This window comes from Ancylobacter sp. (assembly GCF_965229075.1).
Classification (GTDB): Bacteria; Pseudomonadota; Alphaproteobacteria; order Rhizobiales; family Xanthobacteraceae; genus Ancylobacter.
In genome coordinates, this window is the sequence record NZ_CBDDIO010000002.1 from 2,560,043 (window position 1) to 2,574,376 (window position 14,334).

The 14,334-nt window shown below is 66.8% G+C and carries 12 protein-coding genes; 9 read left to right on the plus strand and 3 right to left on the minus strand.

The genetic code is table 11. The features are described 5' to 3' along the window. Positions 1-8 precede the first annotated feature (8 nt). Complete coding sequence (fabB, locus tag ACO07Z_RS18065; RefSeq protein ID WP_421699967.1) at positions 9-1,229, plus strand: beta-ketoacyl-ACP synthase I; 1,221 nt, start codon at positions 9-11, stop codon at positions 1,227-1,229. A 31-nt stretch (positions 1,230-1,260) separates the two neighbouring features. Beyond that, positions 1,261-2,124, plus strand: a complete 864-nt coding sequence (gene fabI, locus ACO07Z_RS18070) for an enoyl-ACP reductase FabI (RefSeq protein WP_421699968.1) — start codon at positions 1,261-1,263, stop codon at positions 2,122-2,124. Between the two features lie 55 nt (positions 2,125-2,179). Here fabI and ACO07Z_RS18075 read toward each other — a convergent pair whose 3' ends face one another. Together ACO07Z_RS18075 and ACO07Z_RS18080 are read right to left on the minus strand one after the other, a co-directional pair. Next, positions 2,180-3,031 carry a prephenate dehydratase gene (locus tag ACO07Z_RS18075; protein WP_421699969.1) on the minus strand — a complete coding sequence of 284 codons (852 nt, stop codon included), beginning with the start codon at positions 3,029-3,031 and terminating at the stop codon, positions 2,180-2,182. Between the two features lie 11 nt (positions 3,032-3,042). Then, the gene (locus ACO07Z_RS18080) at positions 3,043-3,789 is read right to left on the minus strand and encodes a 3-deoxy-manno-octulosonate cytidylyltransferase (protein ID WP_421699970.1); all 747 of its coding nucleotides are present in this window, start codon (positions 3,787-3,789) and stop codon (positions 3,043-3,045) included. A gap of 217 nt (positions 3,790-4,006) precedes the next feature. Between ACO07Z_RS18080 and ACO07Z_RS18085 the strand changes: the two genes are divergently transcribed. The 7 genes from ACO07Z_RS18085 (at position 4,007) to ACO07Z_RS18115 (ending at position 13,488) form a co-directional block, all read left to right on the plus strand. After that, positions 4,007-4,813: a c-type cytochrome gene (locus ACO07Z_RS18085; protein ID WP_421699971.1), complete on the plus strand. Its 807-nt coding sequence runs from the start codon at positions 4,007-4,009 to the stop codon at positions 4,811-4,813. Positions 4,814-5,055: 242 nt separating this feature from the next. After that, entirely contained in the window at positions 5,056-6,930 is a 1,875-nt protein-coding gene (locus tag ACO07Z_RS18090; protein WP_421700840.1) for an extracellular solute-binding protein, read from the plus strand. Further along, positions 6,927-8,849 (plus strand): extracellular solute-binding protein, encoded by a 1,923-nt coding sequence (locus ACO07Z_RS18095; RefSeq protein WP_421699972.1) that lies wholly within the window; start codon positions 6,927-6,929, stop codon positions 8,847-8,849. Before ACO07Z_RS18090 ends, ACO07Z_RS18095 begins: the two co-directional genes overlap by 4 nt. Before the next feature lie 97 nt (positions 8,850-8,946). Next, on the plus strand, positions 8,947-10,053 hold the full coding sequence (locus ACO07Z_RS18100; RefSeq protein WP_421699973.1) for a microcin C ABC transporter permease YejB: 1,107 nt from the start codon (positions 8,947-8,949) through the stop codon (positions 10,051-10,053). Between the two features lie 2 nt (positions 10,054-10,055). Further along, on the plus strand, positions 10,056-11,213 hold the full coding sequence (locus ACO07Z_RS18105) for an ABC transporter permease (protein WP_421699974.1): 1,158 nt from the start codon (positions 10,056-10,058) through the stop codon (positions 11,211-11,213). Continuing rightward, positions 11,210-12,841 carry an ABC transporter ATP-binding protein gene (locus ACO07Z_RS18110; protein ID WP_421699975.1) on the plus strand — a complete coding sequence of 544 codons (1,632 nt, stop codon included), beginning with the start codon at positions 11,210-11,212 and terminating at the stop codon, positions 12,839-12,841. The genes ACO07Z_RS18105 and ACO07Z_RS18110 overlap by 4 nt, the downstream gene beginning before the upstream one ends. Beyond that, positions 12,838-13,488, plus strand: a complete 651-nt coding sequence (locus ACO07Z_RS18115) for an NUDIX domain-containing protein (protein WP_421699976.1) — start codon at positions 12,838-12,840, stop codon at positions 13,486-13,488. The genes ACO07Z_RS18110 and ACO07Z_RS18115 overlap by 4 nt, the downstream gene beginning before the upstream one ends. Here ACO07Z_RS18115 and ACO07Z_RS18120 read toward each other — a convergent pair. Beyond that, complete coding sequence (locus ACO07Z_RS18120; protein ID WP_421699977.1) at positions 13,485-14,333, minus strand: C40 family peptidase; 849 nt, start codon at positions 14,331-14,333, stop codon at positions 13,485-13,487. The two genes, ACO07Z_RS18115 and ACO07Z_RS18120, sit on opposite strands and share 4 nt — an antisense overlap. Between the last annotated feature and the right edge of the window lies 1 nt (position 14,334).

Below are 14,334 nucleotides of genomic sequence, written 5' to 3' on the forward strand. Positions count from 1 at the left end.
GGAAGCCTATGCGCCGTGTTGTCGTAACCGGAATGGGCATCGTCTCGTCCATAGGCAACTCCACCCAGGAGGTGCTGGCTTCCCTGCGCGAGGGCAAGAGCGGCATCCGCCGGGCCGACGCCTATGCCGAACTCGGCTTCCGCAGCCAGGTGCACGGCGCGCCGCAGCTCGATGCCAGCGAGGTGGTGGATCGCCGCGCCATGCGATTCCACGGCGGCGGCACGGCGTGGAACCATGTCGCCATGGATCAGGCGATCCGCGACGCGGGCCTCGAAGAGCACGAGATTTCCAACGAGCGCACCGGGCTCATCATGGGCTCGGGCGGCTCTTCCACCCGTACCATCGTCGAGGCCGCGGACATCACCCGCAAGAACACCAGCCCGAAGCGCGTCGGCCCCTTCGCCGTGCCGAAGGCGATGGGCTCCACGGCGTCGGCCACGCTCTCGACCTGGTTCAAGATCAAGGGGTTGAGCTATTCGATCTCGGCCGCCTGCGCGACCACCAATATCTGCATCGGCAACGCCGCCGAGATGATCCAGTACGGCAAGCAGGACATCATGTTCGCTGGCGGCTGCGAGGATCTCGACTGGACGCTGTCCTGCCTGTTCGACGCCATGGGCGCCATGTCGTCGGATTATAATGACCGCCCGGCTGTCGCCTCGCGCCCCTATGACAAGAATCGCGACGGCTTCGTCATTTCCGGCGGCGCCGGCGTGCTGGTGCTGGAAGAGCTGGAGCACGCCAAGGCGCGCGGCGCGCGTATCTATGGCGAGATCGTCGGCTATGGCGCCACCTCGGACGGCGCCGACATGGTCGCCCCTTCCGGCGAGGGCGCGGCCCGCGCGATGAAGCTGGCCCTCTCCGGCGTGAAGGGGGGGATCGATTACATCAACCCGCACGCCACCTCGACCCCGATCGGCGATCTCAAGGAGATCGAGGCGATCCGCGCCGTATTCGGCGACAAGGCGCCGCCGATCTCGGCCACCAAGTCGCTCACCGGCCATTCCCAGGGCGCGACCGGCGTGCATGAGGCGATCTACTCCATCCTGATGATGCAGAACGGCTTCATCTCGGCGAGCGCCCATATTGACGAAATCGACCCGGCCTTCGCCGACATGCCGATCGTGCGCGAGCGCGTCGACAATGCGCGGCTGGAGCGGGTGCTTTCCAACGGCTTCGGCTTCGGCGGGGCCAATGCGGTGCTGGTGTTCCAGCATCCCGAGGCGTGATCGAGGCGGCGGGGCGGAAGGAACCACAAGCATGAGCCTGACGCAGGGCACTTCCCCTCAGGGCAACCTGATGCAGGGCAAACGCGGCCTCATCATGGGTGTCGCCAATGATCATTCCATCGCCTGGGGCATCGCCCGGACCTTGGCCGCGCAAGGGGCGGAACTCGCTTTTACCTATCAGGGCGAGGCGCTCGGGCGCCGCGTGAAGCCGCTGGCCGAGAGCCTCGGCAGCGACACGCTGCTGGCCTGTGATGTCGAGGATCTGGCCTCGGTCGACGCACTTTTCGCGGCGCTGAAGGAGAAATGGGGGAAGCTCGACTTCCTCGTGCACGCCATCGGCTTTTCCGACAAGAACGAGCTGAAGGGCCTCTACGCCGACACCACACGGGCGAACTTCACTCGCACCATGGTGATTTCGTGCTTCTCCTTCACCGAAATCGCCAAGCGCGCCGCGCCGCTGATGACGGAAGGTGGCTCGCTGGTCACGCTCACCTATGGTGGCTCGACGCGGGTGATGCCGAATTACAATGTGATGGGCGTGGCCAAGGCGGCACTGGAGGCGAGCGTGCGCTACCTCGCCGCCGATTACGGGCCGCAGGGCGTGCGGGTGAACGCGATTTCCGCCGGGCCGATCCGCACCTTGGCCGGTGCGGGCATCGCCGATGCGCGGCTGATGTTCAACTACCAGAAGCGCCACGCCCCGCTGCGTCGCACGGTGTCCATCGATGAGGTGGGCGGCGCTGCCCTGTACCTGCTCTCGGACCTTTCAACCGGCGTGACCGGCGAGGTGCATTTCGTCGATTCCGGCTACAACATCATTTCGATGCCACACCCGGACGCGCTGAAGACCATTGAGGACGCCGTCGAGCGTGCGACCGGCGAGGCCGCCGAGTAGGCGCCTTATCGCTCTTGATGAGAACAGGCCCGGCCACGCGCCGGGCCTTTGCGTTTCACGCCCGCAGCGCCACACGGTAGGGGTGGGCGGGATAGACGCCGAGAATCCGCACTTCCTTGGAGAAGAAGGACAGTTCTTCCAGCGCCAGCTTGAGGTTGGCGTCCTCGGGGTGGCCGTCGACATCGGCATAGAACTGGGTGGCGAAGAATTCGCCGTCGAGCTGATAGGATTCCAGCTTGGTCATGTTCACGCCATTGGTGGCGAAGCCGCCCATCGCCTTGTACAGCGCCGCCGGCACGTTGCGCACCCGGAACACGAAGGTGGTGACGGTCGGCCCGTTATTCGCCGGCGCCCAGTCGCCATCCTTGGCGAGGATGACGAAGCGGGTGGTGTTGTGCGCCTCGTCCTCGATGTTCTCGGCGATGATGTCGAGGCCGTAGATCTCGGCGGCGAGGCGGGAGGCGATGGCGGCGCGGCTCGGGTCCTGCGCTTCCGCCACCAGCCGGGCCGAGCCGGCGGTGTCGGCGCCGACAATGGCCTTGAGCCCCAGCTTGCGGATGATGTTGCGGCACTGGCCGAGCGCCATCACGTGGCTTTCCGCCGACTTCACCGTCGCCAGCGTGGCGCCGGGAATGGCCATCAGCTGATGGGAGAGCGGCAGGAAGAACTCGCCGATGATGGTGAGGCCGGACGTCGGCATCAGGTGGTGAATATCCGCCACCCGCCCGGCGACCGAGTTTTCGATCGGGATCATGCCGAGATCGGCCTCGCCATTCTGCAGCGCGGCGAACGCGTCCTCGAAGGTGGCGCAGGGCACGGCCTCGTGGGTGGGATAGACCTCGCGGCAGGCGATATGCGAGTTCGCGCCCGGCTCGCCCTGGAAGACGATGGTGCGGCGGGTCGTCATGGCAGCGTCCTTCACGTTGATTCGCGCGCGAGCATGAGGCGCGCCTTTTCGAGATCGTCCGGCGTGTCGACACCGAGCGGCACCGTGTCGACGATGGCGACATCGATCCGCATGCCTGCTTCCAGCGCGCGCAGTTGCTCCAGCTTCTCGCGGCTCTCCAACGGCGAGGGCGGCAGCGCGACGAAGCGCTCAAGGGCGCGGCGGCGATAGGCGTAGAGGCCGATATGGTGGAACAGCGGGCCCTCGCCATAGGGCGCGGTGGCGCGGGTGAAATAGAGCGCGCGCAGCCGCGCGGCGCTGAGCGGGCTGCCCACCGCCTTCACCACATTCGGGTTGATGCGCTCGCCCGCCTCGGTGATCTCGGCGGCCAGCGTGCCGATATCCACAGCCGGATCGTCGAGCAGATCGAGCGCGGCACGGATGAGGGCGGGGTCGATGGTCGGCAGGTCGCCCTGCACATTGACGATGCGGGCGACCCGGCCTTCCGGGTCGATGCGCCCGAGCGCCTCGAAGATTCGGTCCGAGCCGCTGGCATGGTCGGCGCGGGTCATCGCCACCTCGAAGCCGGCCTTTTCCACGGCGGCGCGCACGCCCTCATCGTCGGTCGCCACCACCACGCGGCCGATCTGCGCCGCGGCGGAACGCCGCGCCACCTCGACGATCATCGGGCGGCCTCCGAGATCGGCGAGCGGCTTTCCCGGCAGCCGGGTCGAAGCCATGCGGGCTGGAATAAGAATAACTGTGTCCTGCGAGGACATTCGGGAGCCCCGTCATCGTGCTAGAAGGTGCCGGCGCCCCTCGCAGAGTGGCGAAACGTAGCACCGCAGCGCGCTTATACGGGTTGCACGTCAACCGTCAAAATGATTAGTTCCCGCGCGCCATTGGCGGTCGCAAGCGAGCGCTGATACATTGCGCGCGGGGTATCGGCAGGCCAGCCGGATGGTCGCGGTGCCGGGTGAGGGAGCGAATATTTCGATGGACAGCTTCGAGCTGAACAAGGTTGCTGGTGCGGTCCTGGGCGTGCTCACGTTCACGCTCGGTCTGAATGTGTTCGCCGACATTCTGTTCTCCAGCCACGGGCCTGAGAAGGCCGGCTACGAGATCGCCGTGCAGGAGGAAATGACCGGCGAGGCACAGGCCGCGCCGGCCGCCGTTCCGCTTGCGCAGCTGCTCGCCGCCGCCAGCCCGGAGAAGGGCGAGGCTCAGGCCAAGAAGTGCGCCGCCTGCCACAATTTCGTGGAAGGTGCCGGCGCCAAGGTCGGTCCGGACCTCTATGGCATTGTCGGCCGCCCGGTCGGTGGCGTCGAGGGCTTCGCCTATTCCGCGGCGATGAAGGCCCATGGCGGCAACTGGACGTTCGAGGACCTCAGCGACTTCATCAAGAATCCGAAGGCCGACATTCCCGGCACGGCGATGGGCTTTGCCGGTATCGCCAAGGACACCGACCGCGCCGACCTGATCGCCTATCTCAACACGCTCTCGCACAGCCCGCTGCCGCTGCCCTCGCCGGAGGCGACGCCCGCCGCTGCCGAGCCCGCCGCCACCCAGCCGGCGTCCGGCGAGACGGGCGGCAATGTTCCGCCGCCGGCTGGCTCCGCCGCGCCCGCCACCACCGTTCCGGCTCCTGCGCCCGCCGCTCCGGCACCTGAGGCGACCCCGGCTCCGGCCGCTCCGGCCCCGGCTGCTCCTGCTCCCGAAGCAGCGCCTGCGGCTCCGGCGGCGCCCGCTCCGGCGGAACCGGCTCCGGCCCAGCCCGCTCCGGCGGCGCCGGCCACGCCCTGAGATACGCGCCCCACGGGGCGCGGCTTTCACGATCACGTCAGGCCGGCGGCGCTTTGCGTCGCCGGCCTTATTCTTTTCCGGACTGGCCTCTTCTTATTCGCAGCCACTGTTCATAATCCGTCGCGAGGGTCGGATCGGCCCCACCTTCAGACGTGCCAGAGGGATGAATGCGCATGACCCGTCTCCGCCGCTCCGACCGCCCCGCCGCTCCCGGCTGGCGTCCCCCGGCATGGAGCGGCACGATGACCCGGTCGCTCGCGCTCGCTCTGCTCGGCATCGGCCTCGCCGGTCCCGTACTGGCGCAGGAGGTGGCGCCCGCCGCCCCGGCCGCCTTCGCCCAGGGGGCGGGCGAATGGAAGCACGGCCTCTCGCTGATGGGCGAGCCGAAATACCCGGCCGGCTTCAAGCATTTTGACTATGTAAATCCGAATGCGCCGAAGACCGGCCTCGTGAGGCAGTCCGTCGATGGCACCTTCGATTCGCTGAACGACATCATCCCGCGTGGCGCGGCGGCGGCTGGGCTGCAGCTCATCTACGACACGCTGATGAGCCCGGCCTATGACGAGGTGGCCACGGAATACGGCCTCATCGCCGAGAGTGTGCGCTATCCCGCCGACTTCTCGTCCGTCACCTATCGCCTGCGCCCGGAGGCAAAGTGGCATGACGGCCAGCCGATCACCGCCGAGGATGTGGTGTGGTCGTTCGAGCAGATGACCAAGAACAACCCGCGCCAAGCCTATTACTACAGCCATGTGAAGGGCGCCGCCGTCACCGGCGAGCGCGAGGTGACCTTCACCTTCGACCAGGCGGGCAACCGCGAACTGCCGCAGATCGTCGGTCAGCTGCGGGTGATGCCGAAGCACTGGTGGACGGCGAACGGTCCAGACGGCAAGCCGCGCGACATCAGCCAGGGCACGCTGGAAGTGCCGCTCGGCTCCGGCCCTTACAAGGTCAAGCAGGTGCAGCCGGGCCGTTCCATCTCGTTCGAGCGCGTGCCGGATTATTGGGGCAAGGACCTGCCGGTGAACATCGGCACCGACAATTTCGCCGAGCAGCGCTACGAGTATTTCCGCGATTCGACGGTGGAGCTCGAAGCCTTCAAGGGCGACCAGTATGATTTCCGCATCGAGACCTCGGCCAAGGACTGGGCCACCGCCTATAATTTTCCGGCGGTGAAGGAAGGCAAGGTTATCCTTGAGGAGTTCCCCAACCGCTCCTTCGGTTCGATGCAGGCGTTCATCCCCAATCTGCGGCGCGAGAAGTTCCAGGACCAGCGCGTTCGGCGGGCGCTGAACTTTGCGCTCGATTTCGAGGGCATGAACCGCACGCTGTTCTTCGGCCAGTACAAGCGCACGTCGAGCTATTTCCAGAACACCGAGCTCGCCTCTTCGGGCCTGCCGACCGGCAAGGAGCTGGAGATTCTGGAGAGCGTCCGCGACAAGATTCCCGAAAGCGTGTTCACCAAGCCTTATGAGAACCCGCCCTCGGGCAGCGAGGGCATTCGCCGCTCCAATCTGCGCGAGGCGGCGCAGCTTCTGCGCGCAGCCGGCTATGAAGTGAAGGACGGCAAGCTGGTGAACGCCAAGGGCGAGCCCTTCACGCTTGAGATTCTGATCGGCAACCCGGCCTTCGAGCGCGTCGCCCTGTTCTACAAGCCGTCGCTGGAACGGCTCGGGATTACCGTCACTGTCCGTCAGGTCGACACGTCGCAGTACATCAACCGCACCCGCGCCCGCGATTACGACATGATCATCACCGGCTGGGGACAGTCGTTGTCGCCCGGCAATGAGCAGCGCGACTTCTGGGGTTCCAGCGCTGCTGACCGCGAGGGATCGGGCAACCACGCCGGCATCAAGGACCCCGGCATCGACGCGCTGATCGAGAAGGTGATCTACGCCAAGGACCGCGAGGAACTGGTCGCCGCCACCCATGCGCTGGACCGGGTGCTGCTGGCGCATGACTATGTCATTCCCAGCTGGAACTACCCCAACACCCGCACGGCGCGCTGGAACCGCTTCAGCCATCCCGAGAACATGCCGGAATATGGCGGCGACGCCTTCCCCACCATCTGGTGGTGGGACGCGGAGAAGGCGGCCAAGACCGGGGCGGCGCGATGAGCGGGCCGCTGCCGGCCTCACTCTCCCGTCGGGCCCTGCTGACCATTGGCGCCGGTACGGCCGTGCTGCCCTGGCTGGGTCATCGGGTGGCGGCGCAGCCGGCGCCCGGCGCGCCGAGCGCGTCCAGTGCCTCATCGGCCTCCACCCTCGGGCCGGAGCGCCATGGCCTCTCCATTTTCGGCGATCTGAAGTACTCCGCCGATTTCGCCCATTTCGACTATGTCGACCCCGCCGCGCCCAAGGGCGGCACGTTCTCGCAGATCGGCCCCACCATCGCCTTCAACCAGTCGTTCCAGACCTTCAACACGCTGAACGGCTATATCCTGAAAGGCGATGCCGCCCAGGGCGTCGAACTGCTCTTCGACACGCTGATGGCGCGCGCCTATGACGAGCCGGACGCGCTCTACGGGCTGGTGGCGCAGAGCGTCGCCGTGTCGGAGGAGGGCACACTCTACCGCTTCCGCCTTCGCCCGCAGGCGCGCTTCCATGACGGCTCGAAGCTCACCGCCGAGGATGTCGCTTTCTCGCTCACCCTGCTGAAGGAAAAGGGCCATCCCGTCATCGGGCAGAATCTGCGTGATCTCGTGAGCGCGCAGGCGGAGGGCGATGAGGTCGCCGTGCTGCGGTTCGCGCCGACGCGAGCGCGCGATGTGCCGCTGTTCGCCGCTTCGCTGCCGATCTTCTCCAAGGCCTATTACAGCGCCCATGCCTTCGACGCGAGCACGCTGGACGTGCCGCTCGGTTCCGGCCCCTACCGGGTCGGCCCATTCGAGGTCGGCCGTTACATCGAGTATCGCCGTGACCCCGACTATTGGGGCAACGAACTGCCGGTGAATGTCGGGGTGAACAATTTCGACGTGCTGCGCTACGAGTATTTCCGCGACCGCGAGGTCGGCTTCGAGGCGTTCAAGGCGCGGGCCTACCTTTTCCGGCAGGAGTTCACCGCGCGCAGCTGGGCCACGGGCTATAATTTCCCGGCGCTGAACGAGGGCAAGGTGAAGCGCGAGATACTACCCGACCGCACGCCCTCGGGGGCGCAGGGCTGGTTCCTCAATCTGCGCCGGCCGAAATTCGCCGATCCGCGCGTGCGCGAGGCGCTGTCCTACGCCTTCGATTTCGAGTGGACCAACAAGAACCTGATGTTCGATGCGTATAAGCGCACGACTTCCTTCTTCGAGAATTCCGACCTGGAGGCGGAAGGCCCGGCCGGCCCGGACGAATTGGCGCTGATCGAGCGCATCGCCGGCCAGCTGACACCCGAGGACATCGCCGTGCTCAAGGCCCCGCCCTGGAGCCCGCCGGTCTCCGACGGCTCCGGCCAGGACCGCGCTTTGCTGCGCAAGGGCACGCAGCTGCTGCGCGAGGCCGGCTGGAGCATCCAGGGCGGTCGGCTGGTGGACGGCCAGGGCAATGGGCTTTCCATCGAATTTCTCGACGACGAGAACGGGCTGGAACGCCACACCGCGCCCTTCATCAAGAATCTCAAGCTGCTCGGCATCGAAGCGCATTTCCGCCTGGTCGATTCGCCGCAATATCAGCGCCGGCTCAACGATTTCGACTTCGACACCACGGTGCGGCGCTTCTCCGTTTCCACCGTGCCGGGCGAATCGCTGCGCAATTATTTCGGCTCGGCGGCGGCCTCCATTCCGGGCTCCAACAACCTCTCCGGCATCGCCGATCCGGTGGTCGATCTGCTGATCGAGGAAGTGATCGCGGCGCCGACGCGCGACCAGTTGCGCACCGCTTGCCGCGTGCTCGACCGGCGCCTGCGCGCCGGGCGCTACTGGGTGCCGCAATGGTACTCGGCCGAGTTTCGCATCGCCTTCTGGGACGAGTTCGGCTGGCCGAGCGCGCCGCGCCCGACTTATGCCCGCGCCATCCCGGACATCTGGTCGCCACGGATGCGGTCGGCCGGGTGAGCCTGCCATACCCATGGTCGCGCATGAACGGACGTTAAGTTGACGCGGCCCCGGCCGCCCGCCACCTTGGACCCGCCTCGCGGAGAAACCCGACCGAATGCTCGCCTATATCGTCCGACGCATCGCGCTGATGGTGCCGACCGTGATCGGCATCATGCTGATTTCCTTCGTGGTGGTGCAATTTGCGCCCGGTGGGCCGGTGGAGCGGATGATCGCCGAACTGACGGGGCAGGGGAGTTCGGCCACCGCCCGCATCTCCGGCAGCGGCGGCGATTTCGGCGGCATGCCGCAGAGTGCGCCGGGTGGGGATCCCGTCTCCTCGAAATATCGCGGCGCGCAGGGGCTGGACCCCGCTTTCATCAAGGAACTGGAACGGCAATTCGGCTTCGACAAGCCGGCGCATGAGCGCTTCTTCAAGATGATGTGGGACTATGCCCGCTTCGATTTCGGCCGGTCCTATTTCCGCGATGTCTCGGTGGTCGACCTCGTCATCGAGAAAATGCCGGTGTCGATTTCGCTCGGCCTGTGGATGATGCTGATCAGCTACGGCATTTCCATCCCGCTGGGCATTGCCAAAGCCGTGCGCGACGGCTCGCGCTTCGATATGTGGACCTCGGCGGTCATCGTGGTGGGCTATGCGATACCGGGCTTCCTGTTCGCCATCCTGCTGGTCATCCTGTTCGCCGGTGGCTCGTTCTTCTCATGGTTTCCGCTACGCGGGCTGACCTCCGACAATTGGGAGCAGCTTTCGCTGACCGGAAAGATCCTCGATTATTTCTGGCACTTGGCCTTGCCCATCACCGCCATGGTGCTCGGGGCCTTCGCTACCACCGCCTTGCTGACCAAGAATTCCTTCCTCGACGAGATCAGGAAGCAATATGTCGTTACCGCGCGGATGAAGGGGCTCTCCGAACGGCGCGTGCTTTACGGCCACGTGTTCCGTAACGCGATGCTGATCGTCATTGCCGGCTTTCCCGGCGCCTTCGTCGGGGCCTTCTTCACCGGCTCGCTGCTGATCGAGACCATCTTCTCCCTCGACGGTCTCGGACTTCTCGGTTTCGAGAGCGTGCTCAACCGCGACTATCCCGTGGTGTTCGCCAATCTCTACATTTTCTCGCTGGTGGGGCTGGTGGTGAACCTCATTTCCGACCTCACCTACACCTGGGTCGATCCGCGCATCGACTTCGACACGCGGGACGTCTGAACATGGACGCCAACGCCGCCGTGCCGACCGAGACCGCCGCCCCCGCCGTGCCGCGCCGCCCGTGGCTGTCGCCGCTGAACCAGCGCCGCCTCGCCAATTTCAAGCGCAACCGGCGCGGCTGGTGGAGTTTCTGGATCTTCTCCGTGCTGTTCATCCTCAGCCTCGGCGCGGAGTTCATCGCCAACGATAAGCCGTTCCTGGTGGAATATGACGGCGGCTATTATTTCCCCGGCCTCGTCGCCTACCCTGAGACCACCTTCGGCGGCGATTTCGAAACCGAGGCGGACTACCGCGACCCCTATCTGCAGAATCTGATCCGAGAGAAGGGCGGCTGGATGGTGTGGCCGCCGATCCGCTACTCCTACTCCACCCATAATCTCGACCTGCCGACGCCGGCCCCTTCGCCCCCGACCTGGATGCTGACGGAGGCGCAATGCGCGCCTGTCGTGGAGAAGCTCGGCCGCACCGGCGGCTGCGACGCGCTGGAGTGGAACTGGCTCGGCACGGACGATCAGGGCCGCGACGTGCTGGCCCGGCTGATCTACGGCTTCCGGCTGTCGGTGCTGTTCGGCCTGATCCTCACGCTGATCTCGTCCGTCGTCGGCGTGGCGGCGGGCGCGGTGCAGGGCTATTTCGGCGGATGGACCGACCTGATCTTCCAGCGGTTCATCGAGATATGGACCGCCATTCCGGCTCTCTATCTGCTGCTCATCATCTCCTCCATCCTCGCCCCTGGCTTCTGGGTGCTGCTCGGCATTCTGCTGCTGTTTTCCTGGGTGGCGCTGGTGGGGCTGGTGCGGGCGGAGTTCCTGCGCGCGCGCAATTTCGAATATGTGCAGGCGGCGCGGGCGCTCGGCGTTTCCAACGCGGTGCTGATGTGGCGGCATATGCTGCCCAACGCGATGGTGGCGACGCTGACCATGCTGCCCTTCATCGTCTCCTCCTCGGTGATGACGCTTACCGCGCTGGACTTCCTAGGCTTTGGCCTGCCGCCCGGCTCGCCTTCGCTCGGGGAGTTGCTGGCGCAGGGCAAGGCCAATGTGCAGGCGCCCTGGCTTGGTCTCACCGGCTTCTTCACCCTTGCCATCATGCTGAGTCTGCTCATCTTCATCGGCGAAGCCGTGCGCGACGCCTTCGACCCGCGGAAGACCTTCCAGTGAGCGAAACGCCGTTGAACGAGGCCCCCCTTCTTTCTGTCCGCGATCTCTCCGTTGCCTTCGCCCAGGGCGGGCGGTCGACGCTGGCGGTGGATCGCGTGTCTTTCGATGTCCGCCGCGGCGAGACGGTGGCACTGGTGGGCGAGAGCGGCTCGGGCAAGTCGGTTACCGCGCTCTCCATCCTCAAGCTGCTGCAATATCCCGCCGCCAGCCACCCCTCCGGCGAGGTGGTGTTCCAAGGCGAGAATTTGCTCGCGATGGAGGAGCGCGAGATCCGCCGGGTACGCGGCAACGACATCACCATGGTGTTCCAGGAACCCATGAGCTCACTCAACCCGCTGCACACGGTGGAACAGCAGATCGCCGAAATCCTGTTCCTGCATCGCGGCATGCGCGGTCCGGCGGCGCGGGCGCGGGTGATCGAACTGCTCACCGAGGTCGGCATTCCCCAACCCGAGACGCGGCTCGGCTCCTATCCGCACCAGCTCTCCGGCGGCCAGCGCCAGCGTGTGATGATCGCCATGGCGCTCGCCAATGAGCCGAAGCTGCTCATCGCCGATGAGCCCACCACCGCGCTCGATGTGACCGTGCAGGCACAGATCCTCAAGCTGTTGAAAGAGCTGCAGCGCCGGCTCGGCATGGCCATGCTGTTCATCACCCATGATCTCGGCATCGTGCGCAAGATCGCCGACCGGGTCTGCGTGATGAATCACGGCCGCATCGTCGAGGAGGGGCTCGTTGGCGAACTCTTCGCCCATCCCCGCCATCCCTATACGCAGGCGCTGATCGCCGCCCAGCCGCGCGGCAACCCCGCCTCACCACATCCCGAGGCGCCGGTGGTGCTGGAGACCACGGGCCTGAAGGTCTGGTTTCCGATCAAGGCCGGGGTGATGCGCCGCACCGTCGGCCACATCAAGGCGGTGGACGGCATTTCGGTGGAGATCCGGCGCGGGGAGACGCTGGGCGTGGTGGGCGAGAGCGGCTCGGGCAAGACCACACTCGGCCTCGCTCTGCTGCGGCTGATTTCCAGCGAGGGGCCGATCGTGTTCATGGGCGATCCCATCGACCGGCTCGGTTTCAAGCAGATGCGCGCCCGCCGGCAGGCGATGCAGGTGGTGTTCCAGGATCCGTTCGGCTCGCTCAGCCCCCGCATGTCGGTGGCCGACATCATCGGCGAGGGGCTGCGCGTGCACCACCCGAGGCTGTCTGCCGACGAGCGCGACGCCCGCGTCGTCGCGGCGCTCACCGATGTGGGCCTGGATCCCGAGGCGCGCCACCGGTACCCCCACGAATTCTCCGGCGGTCAGCGCCAGCGCATCGCCATTGCCCGCGCCATCGTGTTGGAGCCCTCCTTCGTCGTGCTGGACGAGCCGACCAGCGCGCTCGACATGATCGTCCAGGCGCAGATCGTCGACCTTCTGCGCGATCTGCAGACGCGGCGCGGCCTGACCTATCTGTTCATCAGCCATGATCTGCGCGTCGTCGCGGCTCTGGCCTCGCGGGTCATGGTGATGAAGGGCGGCGTGGTGGTGGAGGAGGGGCCGGCGGCCGAGCTGTTTGCCCAGCCGAAGACCGCTTACACCCGGGCCCTGTTCGCCGCGGCCTTCGACATGGAGACGGCGCCGCTATGAGCGGGAGAGCCAAGGCCGACCACCTCGCGGATCGGTCCATCGCCCTCGACCTGACCGAGCCGGAGAATGTGGGGACGGGCTTCCGGCCGTATCACCGTTTCATCGCCACCTTTGCCGGCGCGGGTGGGGCGCCGCTGCGCCAACGGCGGGACATTCTGCGCGTCGGGCCGGTTGTCGGCGTGCTGGCCTATGATCCCACGGCGGCGTGCTTCGTGCTGATCCGCCAGTTTCGCCTGGGGGCAGAGCTGGCGACCGGGCAGGGGGAGTTGGTGGAGATCGCCGCCGGCCTCATCGATCCCGGCGAGGATGCGGAAGCGGCGGCTCGGCGCGAATGCATGGAAGAGATCGGCGTCGTCCCGCGTGCCCTGCTGCCGATGGCGCGCTTCCTCCCCAGCCCCGGCGTGACGGACGAGCACGCCACGATCTATCTCGGGCTGGTCGATTCGGCCGATGTGCCCGACATCGCCGGCGAGCCGGGCGAGACCGAGCTGACCCTGCCGTTTCTGGTGCCGGTGGACGAGGCGCTGGCGGCGCTTTCCGCCCCGGCTCCCGCCCCCGTCGCCAATTGCTTCGTGCTGATCGCCCTGCAATGGTTCGCGCTGAACCGGGCGCGGGTGGAGGCCTTCGTGGCGGCGAACGTGCTCTAGAGACGGCGGACGCTGCGCAGCGGTGTGCCACTGGCCTCGATGCGGGCAAGCGCCGGTGCCAGTGGTTCGCGCACCACGGACATGAAATGCGCGGTGGCGTGCAGCAGCGTCGCGCTATCCTCGACAAGGCCGACATGGCCGGGCCAGTAGAGCAGATCGCCGCGCCGCAGCGCGCCGAGATCGCCGGAGAATGCCACTTCAACCCCTACCGCTTTTTCCTGCATGTCGGTGTCGCGCGGGCAGGCATGGCCGCAGGCGGTGAGCGCCGCCTGCACGAGGCCGGAACAGTCCAGCCCCAGGCTGGAGCGCCCGCCCCAGAGATAGGCGGCGCCGAGATAGCGGGCGGCCACCGAGACAATATCCGCCTCGAAGGCATCGACCGGGGCGAGATGGTCGGCGAAGACGAAGCCGCCCTCGGCCGTTACCGCGAAACGCTCCCGCGTGCCCACGATGACGAGACGGCTGCCGAAGGACAGCAGGTCGATCGGCGGCAGCTTGATCGAGGGGCCGGGAAACACCGGCGTGCGCAGCGCGCTCACCTTATGCGTCGGCGCCGGGCCGGCTGGCGCGAGCGCCTCGGACGGCAGCCAGCCGACATAGGAATCCGCGTCGAGCTGGGCCCAGGCCCAGCCCTCTGCGGTGGTCTCATAGACGGTCACCGCCTCGCCATGGAGCGCTTCCGTCACCAGCGGCGCCAGCGGGTCGGGCGTGGCGCGCACCGGTGCGGTCGGGTGGACGATGCGGCCGGCTGTGCCCTCGACGAAGCGCTCCGCCGTCACCACGCCCTGGAGATGGCGCGCGGCGAGGTCGGGCCGGGCAGGGGTCAGGCGGGGATCGAAGGTCACA